The organism is Streptomyces sp. NPDC034043, from assembly GCF_055575675.1.
The window spans coordinates 76,756-101,079 of sequence record NZ_JBVISF010000011.1 but is presented as its reverse complement, the minus strand read 5'-3'; the positions used below and the strand labels follow the sequence as shown (position 1 = coordinate 101,079).

Below are 24,324 nucleotides of genomic sequence, written 5' to 3'. Positions count from 1 at the left end.
CCGGCCCACCCGCCCGCCACACCCGCGCGCGGCTCCGCGTACACGCGCCGGACGTCCCCGCACCCCGGAGGAGCGGCGCGATCGAGTGATTGTCGGACCGGAATGCCGTACGCGGAGAGTGTCCTCCGTCGCCGCGCCGACGCGCGCCCGCAGCCTGTCAGGGCCATCGGCGCGGGCGGATGGCGCAGACAGCGGACGGAGTGTCATGTCAGCAAGGAACTGGACCCTCGGGCTGGCCGTGGGCGCCGTACTCGCGGCCGGGACCCCCACGGCCCTCGCCGCGGGCCCGGGCACCGAGCCCCCCACGGCGGCACGCGCCCTCAGGGCCCCGCTGCCCGGCGGCCTCGGGCCCTGCATCCCGGGCGGTACCGGCCCCGGCGAGGGCTGCCCGTCCCCCTACCCGGAACCCAACAACCTGCCGTTCACCGGCCGCGACAGCAACATCAACGTGTTCGTCGGCGGGGACATGCTCGTCCGCCGGGGCGCCGCCGAGGCGGAGGGCAAGGTCGTCGTCCTCGGCGACTTCGACATGAACAAGTCCGCCGGCGGACTCGTCTACAACGTGGGCATCGCCGGAGTCGGCTCCCGGGTCCCCCCGCCGAAGGACTCCGACTTCCTCACCACCGGCGGGGACGTCACCGTGGCCCCGCGCCAGTCCCTCCTCGCCGACGGCGGAACCGTCCGCTACGCGGGCAGCCTCAGCGGAACCGTCACCGGCATCCTCGCCCCCGACCCGAACGCCGCCGTCCCCTATAGCCGCCTGCGCGGCGCGCTCACCGCGGCCAGCACCTGCTACGCCGTGCCCGGGGGAACCCCGCGCACGCCGACCGGCCGGGCCGTCTGGAGCGCCCAGGAGACCGTCTTCACCGGCGACGGGGCCTCGCCCCTCCAGGTCTTCAACGTCGACTTCGACCTCTCCGGCCCCTCCGGCGCTCAGCAGACCCTGCGCTTCGCCGGGATCCCGGACCACGCCACCGTCCTGGTCAACGTCACCGGCGAGTCCCCGGCCGTGCGCGTCAACAACGCCCTGCTGCCCGCCGGGCTGCGCGAGCGGCTGCTGTGGAACTTTCCCGACGCCCAGTCGGTCACCCTGGCCGGCTCGGCGCAGCTCGGCGGCAGCGTGCTGATCGGCCCGCAGGCGTCGGTCGCCACCGTCTCCGTCATCGGCCTGAACGGGCGCTTCTTCACCGCGGGCAGCGTGACCCACACCAGCCCGACGGAGACCACCGGCCTGGGCGCGGAGTTCCACGCCTACCCCTTCGACGGGGACCTGCCCGACTGCGCGCCGGTCCCGCCGGCCAGGGGCGCGGTGACGGTCGTCAAGCACGACGAGGACGGCCGGCCGCTGCCCGGGGCGCGGTTCGAGCTGTGGAAGGAGACCAACGGCCGCGACGGCCTCCAGTACGAGGGCCAGGACCCCGACACCAAGGTGGACGAGTGCACCACCCTCGCGGACGGAACCTGCCGGCGCGATGAGGAACCCGGTACCTACTACTGGCGCGAGACGGCCCCGCCCCCCGGCTACGAGCTCCCCGCCAACCCCGTGCACGTGCTGGTCCTGACGGCGGAGAACATCTCGGAGGGCGTCCGCCGGGTCGCGGTGAACCGCAGGACCCCCGAGCCGCCGGACGGCAGCGCCAGGGTCGTGCTGCGCAAGGTCGACAAGGACACCGGCGAGCCGCTCGCCGGCGCCCGCTTCGAGCTGTGGCGCGAGAGCAACGGGACCGCCGGCCTGCAGACCCGCGAGAACCCCGACACCCGGCTCGACGGCGTCTGCGTCACCGACGAACGGGGCTCGTGCACGGTCGAGCTGCCGGTGGGGGAGCGCTACTACTGGCGGGAGGTGGGCCTCCCGGCGGGCTACGAGCGCCCCGGAGACCCGGTCACCGTCTTCGAGCTGGAGCGGGGTGACGCCGAGGAGGTCGCCGTCGTCACCGTCCCGAACCGGAAGGAGGAGGACCGGGCCGGCACGATCAGGGTCCTGAAGAAGGACGCGAAGACGAAGCGGCCGCTGCGCGGGGCGGAGTTCGAGCTCTGGAGGGAGACCAACCACACCGCGGGCCTCCAGCAGCGCGGCATCAACGCCGACGAGCGGATCGGGGCCGAGTGCACCACCGGCCGGGACGGCGTCTGCTCCTTCGACGGGCTCCCCGACGGCGCGTACTACGTGGTCGAGGTGGACGTCCCCGAGGGCTACGTCCTGCCGCGCGACCCGGTGACCGGCCCGCTGACGCTGGACGGCCGGACCCCGGGCCACCGGATCGCCGTCACCCTCCTCAACCAGCGCGCGCACGACGGTCAGCCCTGCCCCTGCGAGGACAAGCCGGACCACGGCCGCCCCGAGCACGGGCGTCCCGATCACGGGCGTCCCGATCACGGGCGTCCCGAGCACGGACGTCCCGAGCACGGCGGGCCGGAACACGGCCGTCCCGAGCACTGACGCACCGACGCACTGACGCACCGACGGTTCCGGCTGGTCCCCGGGTGACGGGCCCGGGGGCCGGCCGCATGGGCCGGCGCCCCGGCCGCCCCGGCACTTGGGACGGAACGGTGACATGACTGTGCCTATTCGTAATCTCCCCATGTGATTTCCTGACGACAGCGCGCGACTGTCCGTGCGCGGGGGACATGGGGAGAACACGAGTGAACCTGCAGCCGATACGCGGCCGCGTCCGCACCGGCCTGCCGGCCGTTCTGCTGGGGGCGGCCCTGCTGCTGACCAGCGCCTGCAGCGGCGGGGGCAACAGCGCGGGCACCGGCGGGGACAACGGCAAGCCCGGGGGCGGCACGGCGAAGACCGGCACCGAGGCGTCCAAGGCCGTGGTCAGCGTCAAGCCGGACGACGGGTCGAAGGAGGTCGCGACCAGCGGCGTCCTGAAGATCACCAGCAGCGGGGGCAAGCTGACCACCGTGACGGTGGCCGACACCAAGGGCAACGCGGTGGAGGGCAAGCTGGCCGCCGACGGCTCGGCCTGGGAGCCCGCCCGCCACCTGGCCGCCGCCACCGAATACAAGGTGCACGCGGTCGCCAAGGACGAGGCCGGACGCGAGTCCGCCAAGGACACCACCTTCACCACCCTGACCCCGCAGAACACCTTCGTCGGCCACTACACGCCCGAGGACGGCTCGACCGTCGGCGTGGGCATGCCGGTGTCCATCAACTTCACCCGCGGCATCACCAACACGGAGGCCGTCGAGAAGGCGATCACCGTGACGTCCGAGCCGTCCGTGCCGATCGAGGGCCACTGGTTCGGCAACGACCGCCTCGACTTCCGTCCCGAGAAGTACTGGGCCGCGGGCACCAAGGTCACCGTGAAGCTCGCGCTCGACGGCGTCGAGGGCCGCCCCGGCGTCTACGGCAAGCAGACCCGCACGGTCAACTTCACCATCGGCCGCTCCCAGGTCACCACGGTCGACGCGAGCTCCAAGAAGATGGAGGTCGTCCGCGACGGCCAGGTGCTCAAGACCATCCCGATCACCGCGGGCGCCCCGTCGACGACCACCTACAACGGGCAGATGGTCATCAGCGAGAAGTACAAGGTGACCCGGATGAACGGCGCCACCGTCGGCTTCGGCGGCGAGTACGACATCTCCGACGTCCCGCACGCGATGCGGCTGTCGACCTCCGGCACCTTCGTCCACGGCAACTACTGGGCCTCCTCCAGCACGTTCGGCTCGGAGAACGTCAGCCACGGCTGCGTCGGCCTGGAGGACGAGCGCGGCGCCGGTGACCCCAACACCCCCGCGGCGTGGTTCTACAACGAGTCGCTGATCGGCGACGTGATGATCGTGAAGAACTCCAAGGACAAGCAGATCGCCCCGGACAACGGCCTCAACGGCTGGAACATGGACTGGGCGGAGTGGATCAAGTAGTCCCACCGCGCGCTTGGTCCCGGTGGCCCGGTGCTGTGACCCACAGCACCGGGCCACTTCGCGTACTGCGCTTTTCCGGGGGAGACCCCCGGACCCCCGGCCGCTAACCTCCCCCGTATGACCATCTCTCTCGAAGTCTCCGAAGGCGTCGGCACCATCCTGCTGGACCGCCCGCCCATGAACGCCCTGGACATCGACACCCAGGACCGGCTGCGCGTGCTCGCCGCGGAGGCCACCGACCGCGCCGACGTGCGCGCCGTCATCCTCTACGGCGGGGAGAAGGTGTTCGCGGCCGGCGCGGACATCAAGGAGATGCAGAACATGGACCACGCGGCCATGGTCGCCCGGTCCCGCGCGCTCCAGGACGCCTTCACCGCCGTCGCCCGCATCCCCAAGCCCGTCGTAGCCGCCGTCACCGGTTACGCCCTCGGCGGCGGATGCGAGCTCGCCCTGTGCGCCGACTACCGCATCGCCGCCGACAACGCCAAGCTCGGCCAGCCCGAGATCCTGCTCGGCCTGATCCCGGGCGCGGGCGGCACCCAGCGGCTCTCCCGGCTGATCGGCCCCTCCAAGGCCAAGGACCTGATCTTCACCGGCCGCATGGTCAAGGCCGAAGAGGCGCTCGCCCTCGGCCTGGTGGACCGGGTCGTGCCCGCCGCCGAGGTGTACGAGCAGGCGCACGCCTGGGCCGCCAAGCTCGCCCAGGGCCCGGCGATCGCGCTGCGCGCCGCGAAGGAGTGCGTGGACGCGGGCCTGGAGGCGGACATCGACACCGGCCTGACCATCGAACGCAACTGGTTCGCGGGCCTGTTCGCCACCGAGGACCGCGAGCGCGGCATGCGGAGCTTCGTCGAAGAGGGCCCGGGCAAGGCCAAGTTCGTATGAGCGCAGCCGTGTGAGCGCAGCCGTGTGAGCGCGCCCTTTTGAGCGCAGCCGTTCGCCCCGTGTGACGGGCGACGCCTCGAGGGGCGCATGAGCTCGGCTGCACGAAACACGTGCGGGTGGATTAGCCAGGCCTTAAGGCAGCCTTAAGGCCAACCGGTGATCCACTCACCGTGATCGCCGGGCCGCGCAACGTCACCCCAGGTGAGAGCTGTCCATGCGGCCCTCGGTTGCCCGTCGCATATGCCGGTACGCCCCCTCGGGATCCTCGGTTCCGGGGGGTGTATTCCCGCGGAACGGCCCGGGCGGGCGCGCGGGCCGTCCATGATGGGTGCATGGCGGGCCTGGAGGGTGTGGAACAGCCGCGGCAGCGCAGCAGCGCTTCCGCCGTGCGGCTGACGGCGGCGATCGAGGACGAACAGGGCCTCAGGGCGCTGGAGTTGTACGGGAACCCGGCCGAGGCGGAGGTGACGCTGCCGTCCATGCCGGAGTCCGCCGGTACGGCCCGCCGGCTCACCCAGAGCGTGGTCGTCCGCTTCTGGGGCCTGTCGCCGCAGATCTCCGAGCACGCCGTCCTGCTGGTCTCCGAGCTCGTCGGCAACGCCGTCCGCCATACCGGGGCGCGGTCGTTCGGCTTGCGCATGCTGCGCCGGCGCGGGTGGATCCGGGTGGAGGTGCGCGATCCCTCGCGGGGACTGCCCTGCCTGATGCCGGTCCACGAACTGGACACCACCGGCCGGGGGTTGTTCCTCGTCGACAAGCTCTCCGACCGCTGGGGCGCGGACCTGCTGCCGCGCGGCAAGATCACCTGGTTCGAGATGCGGGTCGCCGACCGCTGAGGCCCCCGGAACGCCAGAAACCCCCTCTTGCCCAGGTGGGGCGCGGCGGGGGTTTCATGGGTGCGCCGAGGACCGGTGGGGTGTGTGATCCTCGGCGGGGACTTCGCTCGGGTCAAAGGGAAGCCGTGGTTCCGACTATGGCAGACGAGTCACGGAACGCCAAAAGTCCCGACTCGGACATAAGTGTGCATATCCGAAGAGTTTCCACCTAAATCCTAGGTGAGATGGGCCACTCGCCTCGCAATCAGCGAATAAATATCGACCGCTCTGTGTAAATCGTTGATCACATAACGGACGATCACCCCTGAGAGGCCATTCGGCGGAAGTCGCAAATTGGGTCAATCATTACCTTCGGCGCCATTCGGCCCTTAAATGGGCGGGTGCTCTGTTATCCAGACCGTCGTACGGCCCTGCGCGTTACGGCGGCGGCCGCCGCCGGCGTCCTCACCGCGGCCTGCGGCACGGACGGCGGTCCGGCGGCGCCGGGACCCGCCCGGGCCGCTCCCGCCCGCCCCGCCCGCCCCGCCCGGCCGGCCGGGCCGGCGCCGGCCGCCCCGCGGCGCTTCCCCGGGCAGCCCGTGGAGATCGCGCACGGCCCCCGCGACCGGCCCCGGGTCGCCCTCACCTTCCACGGCAACGGGGACCCCGCCATCGCCCGGACCGTTCTCGCCACCGCGGAGAAGTCCGGCGCGCGGGTCACCGTACTGGCCATCGGCAGCTGGCTCGACGAACACCCCGCCATGGCCCGGCGGATCCTCGATGGCGGGCACGAACTGGGCAACCACACCCAGCGCCACCTCGCGATCAACGGCATGTCCGAGGCGGACGCCTACGCCGAGATCACCGGCTGCGCCCAGCGGCTCAAGCGCCTCACCGGCTCGATCGGCACCTGGTTCCGCCCGTCCCAGACCCGGTACGCCACCCCGCTCGTCCGGCGGCTCGCCCAGCGGGCGGGCTACCCGCACGTCCTCTCGTACGACGTGGACTCCCTCGACTTCACCTCGCCTGGCGCGGCGGCCGTGATCCGCAACGTCACCGGGACGATCCAGCGCGGATCGGTGGTGAGCCTGCACTTCGGCTACGCGGACACGGTCGACGCGATGCCGCCCCTCCTCGAAGAACTCGCGCGCCGCGAACTGCGCGCGGTGACCACCACGGAGCTGCTGACCTCATGAAGACCACCCGCCTTCCCCGGAAGGCCACCGTGCTGCTGGCCGGTCTGGTCCTCGCCGCCCTGGCCGGCTGCGGATCGGCAGACGAGTCCCCCGCCGAGGCGCTCGGCTCCAAGGGGCCGGCCAAGCCCGTCAAGGCCGTCCCCCCGGCCGTGCCGCCCGGGCTGGCCGGCATGCCCCCGCTGCTCGACCCTCACGACGTGTACGCCGCCGACCGGCCGAACCGGCTCTCCCCGGTGGTCAAGGACTTCCCGTCCCGCGTCTACGTGCCCAACACCAACTCCAACACGGTGTCCGTCATCGACCCTGCCACGTACAAGGTCATCGACACCATCCCCGTCGGGGTCCAGCCGCAGCACGTGGTGCCCTCCTGGGACATGAAGACCCTGTGGGTCAACAACAACCGGGGCCACACGCTCACCCCGATCAACCCGGCCACCGGCGAGGCGGGCAAGCCCGTCGAGGTGCACGACCCGTACAACCTCTACTTCACGCCGAACGGCAAGTACGCCGTCGTGATGGCCTCCATGGACCGCGAACTGGTCTTCCGCGATCCCCACACCATGGACCGGGTCAAGACGGTCCCCGTCACCTGCTTCGGGGTCAACCACGCCGACTTCTCGGCCGACGGCCGCTACTTCATCGTCAGCTGCGAGTTCTCCGGCGAGCTCCTCAAGGTCGACACCGAGAAGATGGAGGTGATCGGCCAGCAGAAGCTGCCCTTCGAGGGCGCGATGCCGCAGGACGTGAAGATCTCCCCGGACGGGAAGACCTTCTACGTCGCGGACATGATGGCGCACGGCATGTGGGTGCTCAGCGGCGACGCGTTCGACGTCCCCAAGCTGCTGCCCACCGGCAAGGGCTGCCACGGGCTGTATGTCAGCCGCGACTCCCGGGAGATGTACGTCTCCAACCGGGGCGAGGGCAGCGTCTCGGTCTTCGACTTCAAGGAGAAGCGGCTCACCAAGAAGTGGCAGCTGCCGGGCGGCGGCAGCCCCGACATGGGCGGGGTCTCCGCCGACGGCAAGGTGCTGTGGCTGTCGGGCCGCTACAACTCCGAGGTCTACGCGATCGACACCGTCACCGGCAAGCAGCTCGCCCGGATCCCCGTCGGCGGCGGCCCCCACGGCCTCGCCGTCTACCCGCAGCCCGGCCGCTACTCCCTGGGCCACACGGGCATCTTCCGCTAGTCGTCGAACAACGGCGCCCCGGGAGCTCGCACAGCTCCCGGGACACCGTGCCATGGGGCCGCCGACGGGCGGGGGAACGCGTCGGCCGTGCCGGTACGTTATGCCGTGATCCCGGAGCGTGACAAGCCGTGGCCGGATCCATCAGCTGGAATTAAAGCTTCCGCCCACCCGGTAACCGCTTCCGGAGGAGTGCGCGCCGGCTGTCGGATTCCCCTCCGCGGCCCGGGACGGGACCCCGGGAGTGCCCGCGTGTCCGGTGCCGTTACCCTGAGCCGGTCAACAAGCACCGAGAAGGGGTGGACCCAGTGGCTGACATCGAGAGCGCACGGGCGACGTTCGACAAGTTCGACGTGAACGGTGACGGCTTCGTCACGGCCGACGAGTACAGCGCGGCCATGAGGGCGATGGGTGACCACTACGTCACCGCCGCGATCGCGGACTCCGTGATCGCCGCCAAGGACAGCGACGGCGACAAGCTGATGAGCTTCGACGAGTTCTGGGCCTCCCTGAACAAGTAAGCGGCGCGTCCGCCTCCGCCCCGCACGCCGGGGCGGGGGCGCGTCAGGCCCCGCCCTCCGGCGGCGTCTCCCCCGAAGCCAGTTCCTCCACCTCGGACAGCGCTTCCTCCAGCCAGCTCAGCCAGAACCCCTCCAGGGCGATGCCGCCGTGCAGCACGAGCCGGCGCAACCGGTCCGCGGCCGCGTCCCGCCCCGGCGGGAAGTCCTTCGCCTCGATGGCCTCGTACGTGGCCAACTGCGCCCGGTGCAGCTCCAGATGGCGCCGCAGCTCCGGCCCCAGCCGCTGCGGGCCGACCACCGCCGCCGCACGGATCCGCAGCAGCAGCGCGTCCCGCACCGGCTTCGGGTCCTGGCTCTCGTCCACCCACCGCGCCAGCTCCGCGCGGCCGTCGGGCAGGACCTCGTACTCCTTCTTCTGCCCGCGCACGGGCACCTCGCTCGGCAGCGCCCGGATCAGCCCGGCCTCCTCCAGCCGCCCCAGCTCCCGGTAGATCTGCTGGTGCGTCGAGGACCAGAAGTAGCCGATCGACTTGTCGAACCGCCGGGTCAGCTCCAGCCCCGACGAGGGCTTCTCGAGCAGGGCGGTCAGGATGGCGTGCGGCAGCGACATGCCGCCATCCTAGGTTTGCGGCCGGGCCGGCGGCGCCGCCGGCCGCCACTCGGCCAGCGCCTCCGGCACCCGCGGACCGGGCACGCCCGCCGCCAGCAGGCCGTGCGCGCGCAGCACGGCCGTCACCGCCGGCGCCCAGGCCTGACGCAGGCCCGCCGACGCCAGCAGCTCCGGGTCCGACAGCAGCTCCCCGGCGGGGCCCGTACGGATCCCGGCCGGGGTCAGCACGGCCGCGTCGTCGGCCCAGCGGACCGCGAGGTCCACGTCGTGGGTGGCCATGACCACCGTGGTGCCGGTCGCGCGCAGCCCCGCGAGGACGTCCAGGAGGCGTTCCTGCCCGTCCGGGTCGAGCCCGGCGGTCGGCTCGTCCAGGATCAGCACCCGCGGGGCCATCGCCACCGCGCCCGCGATCGCCGCGCGCTTGCGCTGCCCGTACGACAGCAGGTGCGTCGGGCGGTCCCGCAGCGCGGTGATGTCCAGCGCGGCCAGGGCGGCGTCCACCCGCTCGCGGACCTCCGCGGCCGGCAGTCCCAGGTTCATCGGGCCGAAGGACACGTCCTGCCCGACGGAGGCGGCGAAGAGCTGGTCGTCCGGGTCCTGCACCACCAGCTGCACCGAGGTCCGCAGCCGGACCAGGCCCTTGCGGTCGTACGCCACCTCCGCGCCGTCGAGGCGCAGCGCCCCCGTGCCGGGCCGCAGCCCGCCGCTCAGCAGCCGCATCAGCGTGGTCTTGCCGCTGCCGTTGCGGCCCAGCAGCACCAGCGCCCGGCCCTCGGCGATGGCGAAGTCCACCCCGGACAGCACGGCCGGGCCGTCCTCGTACGCGTAACCCGCGCCGACCAGCTCCACCAACGGGGTCACAGCCACAGCTCCTTCAGTACGAGGGTCCCCGCGACCAGGGCGGCCAGCAGGGCGGCGGACCCCGTCAGGAACCGCCGGGACAGCGCCGCGTCGGGTACGAGCACCCGCAGCGCACCGTCGTAGCCGCGCCCCGCCAGCCCCTGCTGGAGCCGGGCGGCGCGGTCGAAGGCCCGGACGAACGAGGTCGCCGCGAGCCCGGCCAGCGAACGCCACACCGCGGCCCGGCTCGTCTGCCCGAGCCGGGCCGCCTGGGCGCGGCGCACCTGGGCCATCGAGTCCAGCAGCAGGAAGCCGATCCGGTACATGACCAGGGCCACGTCCACCACGGGCGCGGGCACCCCGGCCCGCACCAGCCGGGGCAGCACGTCCGAGACCGGTGTGGTGAAGGCGAACAGCAGCACCCCGAGCGAGGCCGCGGAGGTGCGCAGCAGCAGCTCGGCCGCGTGCCGGGGCCCGTCCGGGGCCAGGGCGAGGAAGCCGTCGGGGCCGCCCACCGACACCATCAGCGGCAGCGCCCCGGTCACGCAGAACCCGAGCGGGACCCGGAAGGCCCGCCACAGCTGCCGCCCGGGCACCCCGGCGGGCCCGAGCAGCACGGCCAGGGTCGCGGCGGCGACCAGCGGCCCGCCGGGCCAGGGCGGCAGGCACACGGCGGTGACCGTGAGCCCGAGCCCCAGCAGGGCCTTCTCCAGGGGGTGGCGGCCCCGCCAGCGGCTGGAGTGGGCCGCCACGTCGATCGGCAGCACCGCCTACGGCTCCGGGGTGGTGCGGGTCTTCTCGGCCGCCACGGCCTCGGCGAGGGCCTGTGCGGCGCCCTGGCGCCGGCCCTTGCGGACTCCGAAGTAGTAGGCGAGGACGCCCGCGCCGAGCGCCGCCTGGAGCGCGAACAGCGCCGACTCGATGTCGCCCGAGGGGGGTTCGTACAGCGGGGAGAACCAGGGCTCGTAGTCCGGCTTCAGCTCCGTGATGGCCGCCTCCGCCTGGGCGTCGGCGCCGGCGAACGGCTCCTCCTTGCCCTCGCCCAGCCCCAGCGCGAGCGGGATCACGGCCAGTGCCGCCACCAGGAGCAGCAGCAGGGTGTTGATCTTCGTGTTCCTGGTCATCAGAGTGCCGCCCCCTGCTCGGTCCGCTTGCCGCCGGTCAGCTTCGTGATCCCGAGCCGGACCAGGTCCGCCGCGCTGGACTGCATCAGCAGCCGCATCACGAGCACGGTCAGCAGGCCCTCGCTCACGGCGAGGGGGATCTGGGTGAGCGCGAAGATGCCCGCGAACTTCTCCAGGGAGCCCAGGAAGCCGCTCGCCGGGTCGGGGAAGGCCAGCGCCAGCTGGACGGAGGTCACGCAGTAGGTGATCAGGTCGGCGAAGAACGCGCCGAAGAAGACGGCCACCATCAGCGGCAGGCCGGACCTGCGCAGCAGCCGGTAGGCGCCGTAGCCCGCCCAGGGCCCGGCGACGGCCATCGAGAACACGTTGGCGCCCAGCGTGGTGAGCCCGCCGTGGGCCAGCAGCAGCGCCTGGAAGAGCAGGGTGATCGTGCCGAGCACCGCCATGACCGGCGGACGGAAGAGGATGGCTCCGAGCCCCGTCCCCGTCGGGTGCGAGCAACTTCCGGTCACGGAAGGGATCTTCAGGGCGGACAGGACGAACGTGAACGCACCGGACGCCCCGAGCAGCAGCGTGCTCTCCGGGTTCGCCTTCACCTCGCGGGTCAGGGCCCGGACCCCGTGGACGACGAAGGGGGCGGACGCGGCGCCCCAGGCGGCCGCGTGCAAAGGGGGCAGGAACCCCTCGGCGATATGCATGAGTTGGGAGACCTCTCCAGCACCTCGTGGATGGACGACGCGCCTCGGCCGGTCTCCTGGCTCACGGGTCATGATGCCCGGGCTCCGCCTTCCCGGGCCCGTGCGGTCTCCCGCGTGGGCCCAGTGGCCTGCCCGCTGGGGGCGCCTCCCGGACGGCGTCAGGGAGGATTGGAGCCGGACTTCCCGATTACAGTGGCGAGGGCCGCACCGGTTTTCCACCGGTTTCCCGAACACCAAGGCCCGATGACCCTAGTCGTCCGCACGGACCGTCACAACCCGGACCCCCGGACACCGGCGGCCGTCCCCCTGATATGACGGCGGGCCCGGGACGTCACGCGTCCCGGGCCCGCCGTCCGTACCCGCTCGGGTCAGCAGGTGTTCGGGTGCGCGATGTCCAGCACGAACCGCTCGGGCGAGTGCAGGACGGAGGTGCTGTAGAACGGCTGGGTGTCGAAGGCGGCGCCGAAGGTCACGTACCCCTCGAAGTCGCCGGTCAGGGCGATGCCCTTGAGCTTGCTGAGGTAGATCTTCTGGAGCTTGGGCCCCTGGTAGACGTTCTGCCCCGCGTCGTCGTGGGCGGCGGCGGGGTGCAGCCGGATCTCCAGGAAGTACTTCCCGGCCAGCGGCACGGGCTTGCCGGACCCGTCGTAGACCAGCTGGGACACGGGAGTGACGGTGACCGGGGGGACGTACCCCTGGAGGTCGATCACGATCCGGTCGAACGTGCAGTGCCCGCCCCAGCGCGCGTTGACGACGAGCGGGGTCTGGGTGCGGGTGGACGTGGTGGCGGCGGAGGCCGGTGACGTGGAGAGCGCGAGCCCGGCGGTGAGCAGGGCGCCCGTGGCCAGGGCCACGATCCGGCGGCGGTGCGGGTGACGCATGATGTCTCCCCGGTTCCGTGAGACGGGGACTGCCTGTCATCTCCTAGGACACCGCCGGGCCGCGCGCGGTTCCGCGCGCCGCGCCTCAGTACGCCAGCAGCGCGCTCAGCTGCGCGTCCAGGTCGTAGTGGCGCCGTTCCTGCCCGCGCGGCACCAGCTCCGTCATCCGCCGGCACAGCGCGCGCACGTCCCTGGCGCGGGCGGAGACCACGCAGCCCCGCTCGCCGTTGCCGAAGCCGAGCAGGACGCGCGGCTCCGAGCCGCTCCAGCGGGGCCACACCTGTACGTCGCCCTCGCCGGTGGGCGCGTGCTGCCCGTCGAGCAGCAGCTCGCGCGCGAACACCCAGCGGGCGAGGTGGGCCCCGGCGCCCCGGAGGTCGACGGCCACCTCGTACGGGCGGTCCGTGCGGTAGACGAAGCGGCCGGTCAGGGGCACGCTCAGGGGGGCGGCTTCCAGCCGCAGCGGGAGGAGTCGGTGGTCGGTGATGATGGCCATCGGCGGCTGCCTCTCGTCGTGCGGGGGTCGTCCGGCGCCCCTCCCCGCACGCTATCGCCGCCCGTGGGCGCGCTCCGGGGCCGAAGGTCCCGAGGGACCGGGCCGCACGGCCCCTTTTCGGCCACGACCCGGTCCGCACCCCGGTCCGCACCCCGGTCCGGACCCCGGTCCGGACGCCCGCCGGGAGGTCCTTATCGGGTCAGCACTCGATCACGTTGACCGCGAGCCCGCCGCGCGCCGTCTCCTTGTACTTGACCTTCATGTCGGCACCCGTCTCCTTCATGGTCTTGATGACCTTGTCGAGGGAGACCTTGTGGCTGCCGTCCCCGCGCATCGCCATCTTCGCCGCGGTGACGGCCTTGACGGCGGCCATGCCGTTGCGCTCGATGCAGGGGATCTGGACGAGGCCGCCGACCGGGTCGCAGGTCAGGCCGAGGTTGTGCTCCATGCCGATCTCGGCGGCGTTCTCGACCTGCTCGGGGGTGCCGCCCAGGACCTCGGCGAGGGCGCCCGCCGCCATCGAGCAGGCGGAGCCGACCTCGCCCTGGCAGCCGACCTCGGCGCCGGAGATCGAGGCGTTCTCCTTGAAGAGCATGCCGATCGCGCCCGCGGCGAGCAGGAAGCGGACCACGCCGTCCTCGTCCGCGCCGGGCACGAAGTTCACGTAGTAGTGCAGGACCGCCGGCAGCACGCCCGCCGCGCCGTTCGTGGGAGCGGTCACCACGCGCCCGCCCGCCGCGTTCTCCTCGTTGACGGCCATCGCGTAGATCGTCGTCCACTCGCTGCGGTGCATCATCGGGTCGCCCTCGGTGCGCAGCTGGCGCGCCGTGGAGGCGGCCCGGCGCTTGACGCGCAGCCCGCCCGGCAGGATGCCCTCGCGGGACATGCCGCGCGAGACGCAGGACTGCATGACGCGCCAGATCTCCAGCAGGCCCTCGCGGATCTCCTCCTCCGTGCGCCAGGCCTTCTCGTTCTCCAGCATCAGGGAGGAGATCGACAGACCGGTCTCGTTGGCCAGGCGCAGCATCTCGTCGCCCGAGCGGAAGGGGTACCTCAGCACGGTGTCGTCGAGCTTGATCCGGTCCTCGCCGACCGCGTCCTCGTCCACGACGAAGCCGCCGCCGACCGAGTAGTAGGTCTTCTCCAGCAGCGGGGCGCCGGAGGCGTCGTACGCGAAGAGAGTCATGCCGTTCGCGTGGTAGGGCAGGGAGCGGCGGCGGTGCAGGATCAGCTGGTTCGGCTCGTCGAAGTCGATCTCGTGGGCACCGCCTATTTCCGCACCCAGCAGACGCAGCTTGCCGCTCTTGCGGATGCGCTCCACCTCGTCGTCGGCGCTCTCGACGTCCACGGTGCGGGGGGAGTGGCCCTCCAGGCCGAGCAGGACCGCCTTGGGCGTGCCGTGCCCGTGGCCGGTCGCGCCGAGGGAGCCGAAGAGCTCCGCCCGGACGGAGGCGGTCTGGGCGAGGGCGCCGTCCTTCTTCAGCCGCGTCACGAACATGCGCGCCGCGCGCATGGGACCGACCGTGTGCGAGCTGGAAGGACCGATGCCGATCGAGAAGAGATCGAAAACGGAGATGGCCACTGGCGGACTCCCGGAACCTCCCCGCTGTGACGGGGAAACAACGACCCGTCCAGCTGCCTGCGGGGGTAGCGGGGGCAGCCGACGGATGGGCGGACTTTGCGGAGGTTTGGGCAAAGAGCGCCGGTGGGCGCCCTTGCCCTGCTATAGCAGCGTACGTCGTTCATGCGGGGGTCGGTCCCCGCGCCGGGGCGTTGCCCGGAGTGATTTCGGCCTCGGCCGCCCGGGACGGACGCCCGGCCGGGCGGGCCGCCTGGCCGGGGCCCGGTGGCGGTTCGGGCCGTGAAAAGGGGCCCGGCCCTGTGCGAGAACACGGCCGGGCCCCCAGGGCCGTCCTTAGAGCGACGGGTACAGCGGGAACTTCGCGGCCAGGGCCGAGACGCGCGCCTTGAGGTCGGCGGCGTCGTAGTCCGGCTTCAGCGCCTGCGCGATGATCTCGGCGACCTCGGTGAAGGCCTCGGCGTCGAAGCCGCGGGTCGCCAGGGCCGGCGTACCGATCCGCAGGCCCGAGGTCACCATCGGGGGCCGCGGGTCGTTCGGGATGGCGTTCCGGTTGACCGTGATGCCGACCTCGTGGAGGCGGTCCTCGGCCTGCTGGCCGTCCAGCTCGGAGTCGCGCAGGTCGACCAGGACCAGGTGCACGTCGGTGCCGCCCGTGAGGACGTCCACGCCCACGGCCTTGACGTCGTCCTGCACCAGGCGGGCGGCGAGGATCCTCGCGCCCTCCAGGGTGCGCTCCTGGCGCTCCTTGAACTCCGGCGAGGCCGCGACCTTGAAGGAGACGGCCTTGGCCGCGATCACGTGCTCCAGCGGTCCGCCCTGCTGGCCCGGGAAGACCGCGGAGTTGATCTTCTTGGCCAGCTCCTGCGTCGACAGGATGACACCGCCGCGCGGACCGCCGAGGGTCTTGTGCGTGGTGGTGGTGACGACGTGGGCGTGCGGGACCGGGTTCGGGTGCAGGCCCGCGGCGACCAGACCCGCGAAGTGGGCCATGTCGACCATCAGGTACGCGCCGACCTCGTCCGCGATCCGGCGGAACGCGGCGAAGTCCAGCTGGCGCGGGTAGGCGGACCAGCCGGCGACGATCAGCTGCGGCTTGGACTCCTTGGCGAGGCGCTCGACCTCGGCCATGTCCACCTGTCCGGTCTCGTCGACGTGGTACGGGACCACGTTGTAGAGCTTGCCGGAGAAGTTGATCTTCATGCCGTGGGTCAGGTGACCGCCGTGGGCCAGGTTCAGGCCCATGATCGTGTCGCCCGGCTTCAGCAGCGCGAACATCGCGGCGGCGTTGGCCTGCGCACCCGAGTGCGGCTGGACGTTCGCGGCCTCGGCGCCGAACAGCGCCTTGATGCGGTCGATCGCGATCTGCTCGACCACGTCGACGTGCTCGCAGCCGCCGTAGTAGCGGCGGCCGGGGTAGCCCTCGGCGTACTTGTTGGTCAGGACCGAGCCCTGGGCCTCCATGACGGCGACCGGAGCGAAGTTCTCCGACGCGATCATTTCCAGGGTCGACTGCTGGCGCACGAGCTCGGCGTCGACGGCGGCGGCGACGTCGGGGTCGAGCTCGTGGAGAGGGGTGTTCAGAACGGACATCAGGATCCCCTGGGGTCAGTTACCGGCGGTGAGGGCGGTGTACTCGTCGAAGGAGAGCGCGTCCTTCGGCTCCTCCGACAGGCGCACCTTGAACAGCCAGCCACCCTCGAAGGGAGCGGAGTTCACCAGGGCCGGGTCGTCCACGACGTCCTGGTTGAACTCGACGATCTCACCGGAGACGGGGGAGTACAGGTCGCTGACCGACTTGGTCGACTCCAGCTCGCCACAGGTCTCGCCCTCGGTGACGGTGTCGCCGACCGCGGGGAGCTGGGCGTAGACGACGTCACCGAGCGCGTTGGCGGCGAACTCCGTGATGCCGACCGTCGCGACGCCGTCCTCGGCGGCCGACAGCCACTCGTGCTCCTTGGTGTAACGCAGCTGCTGGGGGTTGCTCATGACCTGATTCTCCTGGATGCGGGGAGGTGGATACGAACGGTGGTCTTGCGGGCTGAGACGGTGGAGCCGGTACGAGGGCTACTTCTGCCGCTTGTAGAAGGGCAGGGCCACGACCTCGTAGGGCTCATGCGTACCGCGAATGTCGACGCCGACGCCGGAGGTGCCGGGCGCGGCGTGCGCCGCGTCGACGTACGCCATCGCGATCGGCTTGCCCAGCGTGGGGGACGGGGCGCCGGAGGTCACCTCGCCGACGACCTCGCCGCCGGCGACCACGGGGAAGCCGGCGCGCGGGACGCGGCGGCCCTCGGCGACCAGACCGACCAGCTTCCGCGGCGGCTTGGTGGCGGCGACCTCGGCGGCGGCCTCCAGGGCGGCGCGGCCGACGAAGTCGCCCTCCTTCTCGAACTTCACGACCCGGCCCAGCCCGGCGTCGAAGGGGGTGAGGGCGGTGGTCAGCTCGTGCCCGTACAGCGGCATGCCCGCCTCCAGGCGCAGCGTGTCGCGGCAGGACAGGCCGGCCGGCACCAGACCGGCGTCCTTGCCCGCCTCGGTCAGCGCCTGCCACAGCTCCACGGCGTGCTCGGGGGAGACGAACAGCTCGAAGCCGTCCTCGCCCGTGTAGCCGGTGCGGGCGATCAGCGCGGGCACGCCCGCGACGGTGCCCGGCAGGCCGGCGTAGTACTTCAGGCCGTCCAGGTCGGCGTCCGTGAGCGACTTCAGGATGCCGGGGGACTCCGGGCCCTGGACGGCGATCAGCGCGTACGCGTCACGGTCGTCGCGGACCTCGGTGTCGAAGCCGGCGGCGCGCTCGGTGAGCGCGTCCAGCACGACCTGGGCGTTGGAGGCGTTGGCGACGACCATGTACTCGGTCTCGCCGAGGCGGTAGACGATCAGGTCGTCCAGGATCCCGCCGTCCTCCTGGCAGATGTGCGTGTAGCGGGCGCGGCCGACGCCGACGGTGGAGATGTTCCCGACGAGCGCGTAGTCCAGGGCCTTCACGGCCTCCGGGCCGGTCAGGGTGATCTCGCCCATGTGGGACAGGTCGAACAGGCCGGCCTTGGTGCGCACGGCGTTGTGCTCGTCGCGCTCACTGGCGTAGCGCAGCGGCATGTCCCAGCCCGCGAAGTCGGTCATGGTCGCACCGAGCGAGCGGTGCAGCGCGTCGAGCGCGGTCAGGCGGGGGGCAGTGCTCATGGGTGTGGCTCCCGGGTCCCAGGGCATGACATGACGAGGAGGTTCCTCCCCATCTGTCATCGGAACCTGAGAGGTTCGCCGAGAGTTCCCGGAGGGGGAACGCCGACTTGCACCTTGGGTGGAGCACGCGCCGGGCCGTCGGGGACGGACGCGGCGGGGGCTCGCTTTTCAGATCTGCCTCATCCACGCGGTACGGGGCCTGAGAGATTCAAGGGAGGTACTTGCTCCTTCGGCGCCCGGGCACGGCCTCGCGGCCTGCCGGGACTCTCCCGCGCGGATTCAAGCGGCCGGTATGCAGTTTGGTGTCCAGATGGCGCACATCATTGCACGGGACGGGCGGGAGGGGGCAGTGGGGCCCGCAAGAACGTGCGGTCCGCGCGGTCCGCGGAGGCCGCCGCGCGCGCCGCCCGGCCGTCCGCGCTGTGGAACGTCCGCCCGCAACCGCGGCCGGCGGATTACCGTCTCTTTACATTCAGTGGGCATGGGGCCCTCGCGGCCCGATTCGGGGGGAGACGATTCACTGTGCGGAGGTTCGGAGTGGTGACGAGCACGGGCACGGTCGGGGCGGTCCCGGCGCCGCGGAGAGCGGCCCGCCCCGCGGCGGCCGGCGGTCCGGTGCGTGACCTGCGGGGACGGTCCGCGGGGCCGCACCGGCTCGGCTACGCCGCCGGGGACATCGTCGTGGTGTCCGGGCTTCCGGGCGGCGGCAAGAGCACCCTGATCAAGCGGGCCGCCGAGACCGGCATCGACTCCCAGGACACCCGCGAGCGCTGGGAGCGCCGCATGCCGTCCGCCCTGCCGTACGCGGTGTACCGGCCGCTGGTGCGCGCCGCCCACTACCGGGGGCTGTGGCGCGAGCTGCGCTCCGGCGCCTCTGTGGTGGTCCACGACTGCGGCACCCAGTCGTGGGTGCGGGCCCTGCTGGCCGCCGCCGCCCGGCAGCGGGGCCGGTCCCTGCACCTGCTGCTGCTCGACACCACCCCCGAGGAGGCCCTGGCCGGGCAGGCGGCGCGGGGCCGCCGGGTGTCGGCGTACGCCTTCGCCCGTCACCGGAGCGCGGTCGCCCGCCTCCTGGCCGCGGCCGAATCGGGCCGCCCCCCGCGCGGCTGCGCCACGGTCACCCTGCTGGACCGCCGGGCGGCCTCCGCCCTGAACCGCATCGCCTTCGACGCCTGAGGCGGCGTGTCCGCGGCGAGCCGCCCGCCCCGGCCCGCCACCGGAGGCCGAGGTAGCCTCGGGGCGACATCGGCGCGGAACAGGGAGAGCGGGCGCACATGACGGGCAACGGCTGGCCGGCGAACGAGTTGGAGCAGGTGCTCGGAGCGGTGCTCGGCCGGGCGGACGCCGGCCCGCAGATCCTGGAGGCGCTCGGCCGCAGCCGGGTCTGGGTGCCGCTGCCCCAGGGCGGCGGTCCCGACAGCACCTCCCTCGACCTCCCCACGATGCTGATCGGCGGCGAGGCGTACGTCCCCGTCTACAGCTCGGAGGCCCAGTTCCGCTTCGCCGCCGGCCCCGCCATGGACTTCGCGGTCGCCCCCGCGGTCGAGTTCGCCCGCGGCCTGCCCCCGCAGCTCGGCATCGCCCTGAACCCCGAGGGCGCCGTCGGGGTCCCGCTGTCCCCGGCCGCCGTCGCGGAGCTGTGCCGCACCGGCCGTACCGAGCTCGACGGCCCGGCCGCCGGCGGCCGCGTCCGGCTGTTCGAACCCGACTGGCAGGACGACCCGGTGGACTTCCTCGCCGCCGCCGCCGACGAGTTCAGGGCCACCGGAGCGGTCGCGGCCGCCCACCGCTGCCTCGCCAGCGTCGAGGGCGGCGACCCCCAGCTCTTCATCGGTGTCCGGCTGACGGGATGGGATCCCGAGGCGCGGAACGCCCCGCTGGAGGCGCTCGGCCGCGCCCTGGCCCGCGTACCGGCGCCCTGGCCGGTGCAGCTGATCCTGCTGGACGCCGCCGAGGACCCGGTCACGGACTGGATTCGTGAGCGCGTACGCCCCTTCTACCTGCCGTAGCGCCGCTTAAGCTGGTCGGGACGTGTGGACGACGGGCGGAAGAAGACGAAGAGGGGTACCGGGTGAGTGCGTCAGGCACGGCCGCGGCCGGGCAGGTCGAGCACATGCTGCGCCAGGTGACTCCCGGGCGCTATGAGAGCTACGAGTCATTCCTGCGCGCCCTCGCCGAGGGCAGGCTGTGGATGCTGCTGTGGCAGGGGCAGCCGGGCTCGCCGGACGCCCAGTACGGCGGCATGGAGGTCGAGGGGCTGGGCTACGCCCCCTGCGTGACCTCCCCGCAGGAGCTGGCCGCGAGCGGCTGGAACCGCGGCTACGAGGTCGTCACCGGCCGGGACATCGCCCGCGCCCTGTACCCGGACCGCTGGGGGCTGTGGGTCAACCCGCACGCCCAGGGCGGCGGCCTCGGCGTGCCGTGGGCCGACCTGCGCCGGGTTGCCACCGGCCTGGACCGGATGCCCGCGGGGCCGCTGCGGCTGTCCGAGCCGGCTCTGGAACTCCCGCAGTTCTACGGGCTGCTGACCCAGCACGCGCACCGGACGCCGGCCGTGAGGTCGCTGCGCCGCGCCTGGGTGCAGCCCTCGCTCGGGTCGGCGTACCTCGCGGTGGGACTGGACCTGTACGACGCCTCGGCGCCCGCGCTGGAATCCGTACGGGAGATGATGCGCCAGTCGGTCGGCGCCGTGCCCGAGGGAGTTCCGGTGTGCACGGTCGCGCTGGCGGACGAGCACGATCCGGTGGCGATGTGGCTGCGTGCGCAGACCCGGCCCTTCTACGACCGCGAGGGGCAGGCGGCCGCCTACTGAGCCGCTCCAGGGGCTCCGGGGGCGCGTTCCCCGAGCTGCCTACAGGGATTTCCCGGGTGCGCCCGGACCCTGAGACGGACCCGTCCGACGGACACCGGGCCGCCGGGAACCATGGTTCCCGGCGGCTTCGCCTTGTCCGGATATCGCCGCAGACGGGCGTCCAATTGACGCGGTACTCCACTGAGTTGGCCTTGATGTCCGTTTGCGTACCGAACGGACGGTCTTGCTCCGCTGAGCCGTCAGCGGAGTCCGGATAACGGGAACCACGGCCTCAGATCACGGTTGCGCATCCATTCATCTGCGGGTCTGGCGGCTGGTCGAGCGCCCGATGAAGACTCCCCACCCAAGAGCCGGTCAGTCCTCGCGGACGCGGTTCGGCACGTGGTTCCGCCGTTCGTCCCGACACGGCGCACCCGTACTTCCCGCACCTCAGCCGCACCGCACCGCCCGCACCGCACCCTGCTCCACCCACAGCACGGCCGCACCGCCAGCACTGCCAGCACCTCGCACCTCGTACGCGTTCACGTGCCCCGAGCACTCGAGCGCCACTCCGCACCAACGCCGCCACAGCGGCGGGCATGGGCCGACCCACCCGTCGGCCGAGAGGGGTCCCCACCACGATGACGGCACCACTGCACGACACGAGCGCGGAAACACCCGCACCCGTGTCCGTAGCCGACGTCCCTGCCAAGGCCATCGAAGGCCGCTCGCCCGGCCGCATCGCCTGGATGCGGCTCAAGCGCGACAAGGTCGCGCTGACCGGCGGCGTGATCGTGATCCTCCTGATCCTGGTGGCGGTCTTCGCGCCGCTGATCGTGAACCTGCTGGGCCACGACCCCAACGAGTTCCACGAGGACATGATCGACCCGGACCTGGGCACGCCGCTCGGCTCCTTCGGCGGCATCAGCTCCGACTTCCTGCTGGGCGTCGAACCGACCAACGGGCGCGACGTGTTCAGCCGGATCGTCTACGGCGCCCGCATCTCGCTGGTCGTCGCCTTCCTGGCGGCCTTCGTCTCGGTCGTCCTCGGCAGCCTCCTGGGCGCCCTCGCCGGCTTCCTCGGCGGCTGGGTGGACGGGATCATCAGCCGCCTGATGGACCTGCTGCTGGCCTTCCCGCAGCTGCTGTTCACCATCGCCCTGGTCTCCGTCGTCCCCAACTCCTTGTGGGGGTTCGAGGGTTCGGGCGTCCGCATGGGCGTGCTCATCCTCGTCATCGGCTTCTTCGGCTGGCCGTACATCGGCCGCATCGTCCGGGGCCAGACGATCTCCCTGCGTGAACGCGAGTACGTCGAGGCCGCGCGCAGCCTCGGAGCCGGCCGCGGCTACATCCTGATCAAGGAGCTGCTGCCGAACCTGGTCGCGCCGATCCTCGTCTACGCCACGCTGATCATCCCGACCAACATCCTGACCGAGGCGGCCCTCAGCTTCCTGGGCGCCGGCGTGAAGCCGCCCACCGCTTCGTGGGGAAAGATGCTCTCCGACGCCGTCCCCATCTACCAGGACGACCCCATGTACATGGTGGTCCCCGGCATGACGATCTTCATCACCGTCCTGGCGTTCAACCTCTTCGGGGACGGGCTGCGTGACGCACTCGACCCCAAGGGCAGCTGAACCGCTTCTTCGATTCACCACCTATGGAGGTTGGACAACCGTGATCCGCAGAAAGCAGGCTCTCGCGATCACCGCCGTGATCGCCGCCCTCTCGATGACCGCCGCGTGCGGTGGCAACGGGGACAAGAAGGCCGAGAACAAGGCCGACGGCGACAGCGGCAAGGGTTACAGCGGTGCCGCCACCGCCGTGATCAACCCCTCGGAGGACAAGGGCGGCGAGCTCAAGCTCTGGTCCCCGCAGGACGTCGACTACCTCGACCCGGCGCGCGCCTACTACGGCTTCGTGTGGAACATGCAGCGGCTCTACGTCCGCAGCCTGCTCGCCTACGACGCCAAGCCGGGCAAGGACGGCACCAAGGTGGTCCCGGACCTCGCCGAGGCCCTGCCGGTCATCAGCAACGACGGCAAGACGTACACCCTCAAGCTCAAGGAGGGGGTGAAGTTCGAGGACGGTACGCCGATCACCTCGAAGGACATCAAGTACGGCATCGAGCGCGTCTTCGCCCAGGACGTCCTGTCCGGCGGCCCGACCTACCTGATCGACCTCCTGGACCAGGGCCAGAAGTACCCCGGCCCGTACAAGGACACGGACCCCAACAAGATGGGTCTGAAGACGGTCGAGACGCCGGACGACCGGACGATCGTCTTCAACCTGGCGAGCGCCAACTCGGACTTCAGCTACCTGCTGGCCATGCCGTCCTCCTCGCCGGTCCCGATGGGCAAGGACACGGGCGCGACCTACACCAACAAGCCGATGTCGACCGGTCCTTACAAGGTCGAGAGCTTCACCGCCGGCAAGGGCGCGACCTTCGTCCGCAACGAGAACTGGGACCCGAAGACGGACCCGATCCGCAAGGGTCTGCCGGACAAGGTCTCCTTCACGGTCACCACCAACCCGGACGACATGGACCAGCGCCTGCTCTCGGGCGACATCGACATGGCCGTCGACGGCACCGGTGTCCAGCAGGCCGCGAAGAACAAGATCCTTAAGGACGCGAACCTCAAGAAGAACGCGGACAACCCCTTCACGGGCTACATCCGCTACTTCGCCTTCCCGCAGACGGTCGCGCCGTTCGACAACATCGAGTGCCGCAAGGCCGTCATCTACGCGGCCGACCCGAAGTCCCTCCAGACCGCCCGCGGCGGCCCGACCAGCGGTGACCTCGGCGCGAACATGCTGCCGGCCGGCGTCCCCGGCTCGGACAAGAGCTACGACCCCTTCGGTCTGACGAAGGGCAAGCCGCAGGAGGCCAAGGCCAAGGAGGCCCTCAAGGCCTGTGGCAAGCCCGACGGCTTCGAGACCACCATCGCGGTGCGCAACAACCGCGCCCCCGAGGTGAAGACGGCCGAGTCCCTCCAGGCCTCCCTCGCCAAGGTCGGCATCAAGGCGACGATCGACCAGTTCGACGGCAAGCTCTCCTCCTCCACGATCGGTTCGCCCGAGAACGTGAAGAAGAAGGGCTACGGCATCATCGTCATGGGCTGGGGCGCCGACTACAACTCCGGCGCGGGCTTCCTGCAGCCGCTGGTCGACGGATCGTTCATCCTGCCGAACGGCAACAACAACTACACCGAGGTCAACGACCCCGAGATCAACGGCCTGTTCGACAAGGCCGCTGCCGCCCCCTCTCCGGAGGCCGCCGCCCCGTTCTACGGGGAGATCAACAAGAAGGTCATGGACAAGGCGCTCTACCTGCCGATCAACTTCGACAAGGCGCTCGTCTACCACAACCCGCGCCTGACGAACGTCTTCTTCAACGAGTCCTTCGGCAAGATCGACCTCGCCACCGTGGGCATCGCGCAGAAGTAGCAGGAGCACAGAAGTAGCAGGCTGCCCGGCGATGAGCCGGGCAGCCGGGCAGCCCGGCCGACCGCCGGGCAGGCAACCGCAACTCAGCACGTAAGTAAGTGCCTTCACCGCACATGCGCTAGTCCGAAGGGCAGGTGAAGGCCGCAGGCGCTGGCCGCCGCCCCCACGAGGGGCGGCGGCCAACAGCCCCGGGCGGCCGACTGC

Annotated in this window: 23 protein-coding genes and 2 riboswitches; of the genes, 12 read left to right on the top strand and 11 right to left on the bottom strand. The window is 71.7% G+C overall.

Going from position 1 to position 24,324, the window contains the following annotated elements; all coding sequences use genetic code 11:
- The first annotated feature begins 205 nt into the window (after positions 1-205).
- From ACZ51S_RS24940 to ACZ51S_RS24910, 7 genes are all read left to right on the top strand, one after another.
- Positions 206-2,440, top strand: a complete 2,235-nt coding sequence (locus ACZ51S_RS24940; RefSeq protein ID WP_468962016.1) for a choice-of-anchor A family protein — start codon at positions 206-208, stop codon at positions 2,438-2,440.
- A gap of 188 nt (positions 2,441-2,628) precedes the next feature.
- Complete coding sequence (locus ACZ51S_RS24935; RefSeq protein WP_468475826.1) at positions 2,629-3,873, top strand: L,D-transpeptidase; 1,245 nt, start codon at positions 2,629-2,631, stop codon at positions 3,871-3,873.
- Between the two features lie 117 nt (positions 3,874-3,990).
- Positions 3,991-4,758, top strand: a complete 768-nt coding sequence (locus ACZ51S_RS24930; protein WP_468475827.1) for an enoyl-CoA hydratase/isomerase family protein — start codon at positions 3,991-3,993, stop codon at positions 4,756-4,758.
- 227 nt (positions 4,759-4,985) lie between these two features.
- On the top strand, positions 4,986-5,594 hold the full coding sequence (locus tag ACZ51S_RS24925; RefSeq protein ID WP_468887688.1) for an ATP-binding protein: 609 nt from the start codon (positions 4,986-4,988) through the stop codon (positions 5,592-5,594).
- Positions 5,595-5,974: 380 nt separating this feature from the next.
- Positions 5,975-6,769: a polysaccharide deacetylase family protein gene (locus tag ACZ51S_RS24920; protein WP_468962014.1), complete on the top strand. Its 795-nt coding sequence runs from the start codon at positions 5,975-5,977 to the stop codon at positions 6,767-6,769.
- Entirely contained in the window at positions 6,766-7,956 is a 1,191-nt protein-coding gene (locus ACZ51S_RS24915) for a YncE family protein (protein ID WP_468800653.1), read from the top strand. Before ACZ51S_RS24920 ends, ACZ51S_RS24915 begins: the two co-directional genes overlap by 4 nt.
- A gap of 305 nt (positions 7,957-8,261) precedes the next feature.
- Positions 8,262-8,474: an EF-hand domain-containing protein gene (locus ACZ51S_RS24910; protein WP_388939860.1), complete on the top strand. Its 213-nt coding sequence runs from the start codon at positions 8,262-8,264 to the stop codon at positions 8,472-8,474.
- 43 nt (positions 8,475-8,517) lie between these two features.
- Here the strand turns inward: ACZ51S_RS24910 and ACZ51S_RS24905 are convergent, their stop codons facing one another.
- The 11 genes from ACZ51S_RS24905 to gcvT all read right to left on the bottom strand — a co-directional run bounded on the left by ACZ51S_RS24905 (position 8,518) and on the right by gcvT (position 17,885).
- Positions 8,518-9,084, bottom strand: coding sequence for a PadR family transcriptional regulator (locus tag ACZ51S_RS24905; protein ID WP_468962012.1), 567 nt, complete (start codon positions 9,082-9,084; stop codon positions 8,518-8,520).
- A gap of 9 nt (positions 9,085-9,093) precedes the next feature.
- Complete coding sequence (locus ACZ51S_RS24900) at positions 9,094-9,951, bottom strand: ATP-binding cassette domain-containing protein (RefSeq protein WP_468475832.1); 858 nt, start codon at positions 9,949-9,951, stop codon at positions 9,094-9,096.
- Positions 9,942-10,691 (bottom strand): cobalt ECF transporter T component CbiQ, encoded by a 750-nt coding sequence (cbiQ, locus tag ACZ51S_RS24895; RefSeq protein ID WP_468475833.1) that lies wholly within the window; start codon positions 10,689-10,691, stop codon positions 9,942-9,944. The genes ACZ51S_RS24900 and cbiQ overlap by 10 nt, the downstream gene beginning before the upstream one ends.
- Positions 10,692-10,694: 3 nt before the next feature.
- Positions 10,695-11,048: an energy-coupling factor ABC transporter substrate-binding protein gene (locus ACZ51S_RS24890; protein ID WP_468962011.1), complete on the bottom strand. Its 354-nt coding sequence runs from the start codon at positions 11,046-11,048 to the stop codon at positions 10,695-10,697.
- Positions 11,048-11,746: an energy-coupling factor ABC transporter permease gene (locus tag ACZ51S_RS24885; protein WP_468475834.1), complete on the bottom strand. Its 699-nt coding sequence runs from the start codon at positions 11,744-11,746 to the stop codon at positions 11,048-11,050. The genes ACZ51S_RS24890 and ACZ51S_RS24885 overlap by 1 nt, the downstream gene beginning before the upstream one ends.
- 29 nt (positions 11,747-11,775) lie before the next feature.
- Positions 11,776-11,999: riboswitch (cobalamin riboswitch) on the bottom strand.
- A 115-nt stretch (positions 12,000-12,114) separates the two neighbouring features.
- Positions 12,115-12,627, bottom strand: coding sequence for an AMIN-like domain-containing (lipo)protein (locus tag ACZ51S_RS24880; RefSeq protein ID WP_468475835.1), 513 nt, complete (start codon positions 12,625-12,627; stop codon positions 12,115-12,117).
- Positions 12,628-12,712: 85 nt separating this feature from the next.
- Positions 12,713-13,123, bottom strand: coding sequence for an SsgA family sporulation/cell division regulator (locus ACZ51S_RS24875; RefSeq protein ID WP_468800640.1), 411 nt, complete (start codon positions 13,121-13,123; stop codon positions 12,713-12,715).
- Between the two features lie 199 nt (positions 13,124-13,322).
- Entirely contained in the window at positions 13,323-14,705 is a 1,383-nt protein-coding gene (locus tag ACZ51S_RS24870; protein ID WP_388939873.1) for an L-serine ammonia-lyase, read from the bottom strand.
- A gap of 333 nt (positions 14,706-15,038) precedes the next feature.
- The gene (gene glyA, locus ACZ51S_RS24865) at positions 15,039-16,295 is read right to left on the bottom strand and encodes a serine hydroxymethyltransferase (protein ID WP_468475837.1); all 1,257 of its coding nucleotides are present in this window, start codon (positions 16,293-16,295) and stop codon (positions 15,039-15,041) included.
- Positions 16,296-16,310: 15 nt separating this feature from the next.
- A complete protein-coding gene (gene gcvH / locus ACZ51S_RS24860) occupies positions 16,311-16,691 on the bottom strand; it encodes a glycine cleavage system protein GcvH (protein WP_388939876.1) in 381 nt (126 codons plus the stop codon).
- 78 nt (positions 16,692-16,769) lie between these two features.
- Positions 16,770-17,885, bottom strand: coding sequence for a glycine cleavage system aminomethyltransferase GcvT (gene gcvT, locus ACZ51S_RS24855; RefSeq protein ID WP_468475838.1), 1,116 nt, complete (start codon positions 17,883-17,885; stop codon positions 16,770-16,772).
- Between the two features lie 178 nt (positions 17,886-18,063).
- Positions 18,064-18,167: riboswitch (glycine riboswitch) on the bottom strand.
- A gap of 258 nt (positions 18,168-18,425) precedes the next feature.
- Between gcvT and ACZ51S_RS24850 the strand changes: the two genes are divergently transcribed.
- The 5 genes from ACZ51S_RS24850 (at position 18,426) to ACZ51S_RS24830 (ending at position 24,120) form a co-directional block, all read left to right on the top strand.
- A complete protein-coding gene (locus ACZ51S_RS24850) occupies positions 18,426-19,061 on the top strand; it encodes an AAA family ATPase (protein WP_468475839.1) in 636 nt (211 codons plus the stop codon).
- A 98-nt stretch (positions 19,062-19,159) separates the two neighbouring features.
- On the top strand, positions 19,160-19,894 hold the full coding sequence (locus ACZ51S_RS24845; protein ID WP_468475840.1) for an enhanced serine sensitivity protein SseB: 735 nt from the start codon (positions 19,160-19,162) through the stop codon (positions 19,892-19,894).
- Between the two features lie 62 nt (positions 19,895-19,956).
- Complete coding sequence (locus ACZ51S_RS24840) at positions 19,957-20,697, top strand: enhanced serine sensitivity protein SseB C-terminal domain-containing protein (protein ID WP_388939883.1); 741 nt, start codon at positions 19,957-19,959, stop codon at positions 20,695-20,697.
- A gap of 620 nt (positions 20,698-21,317) precedes the next feature.
- Positions 21,318-22,310, top strand: coding sequence for an ABC transporter permease (locus ACZ51S_RS24835; RefSeq protein ID WP_388939884.1), 993 nt, complete (start codon positions 21,318-21,320; stop codon positions 22,308-22,310).
- A 94-nt stretch (positions 22,311-22,404) separates the two neighbouring features.
- Positions 22,405-24,120, top strand: coding sequence for an ABC transporter substrate-binding protein (locus ACZ51S_RS24830; RefSeq protein ID WP_388940010.1), 1,716 nt, complete (start codon positions 22,405-22,407; stop codon positions 24,118-24,120).
- Positions 24,121-24,324 lie beyond the last annotated feature (204 nt).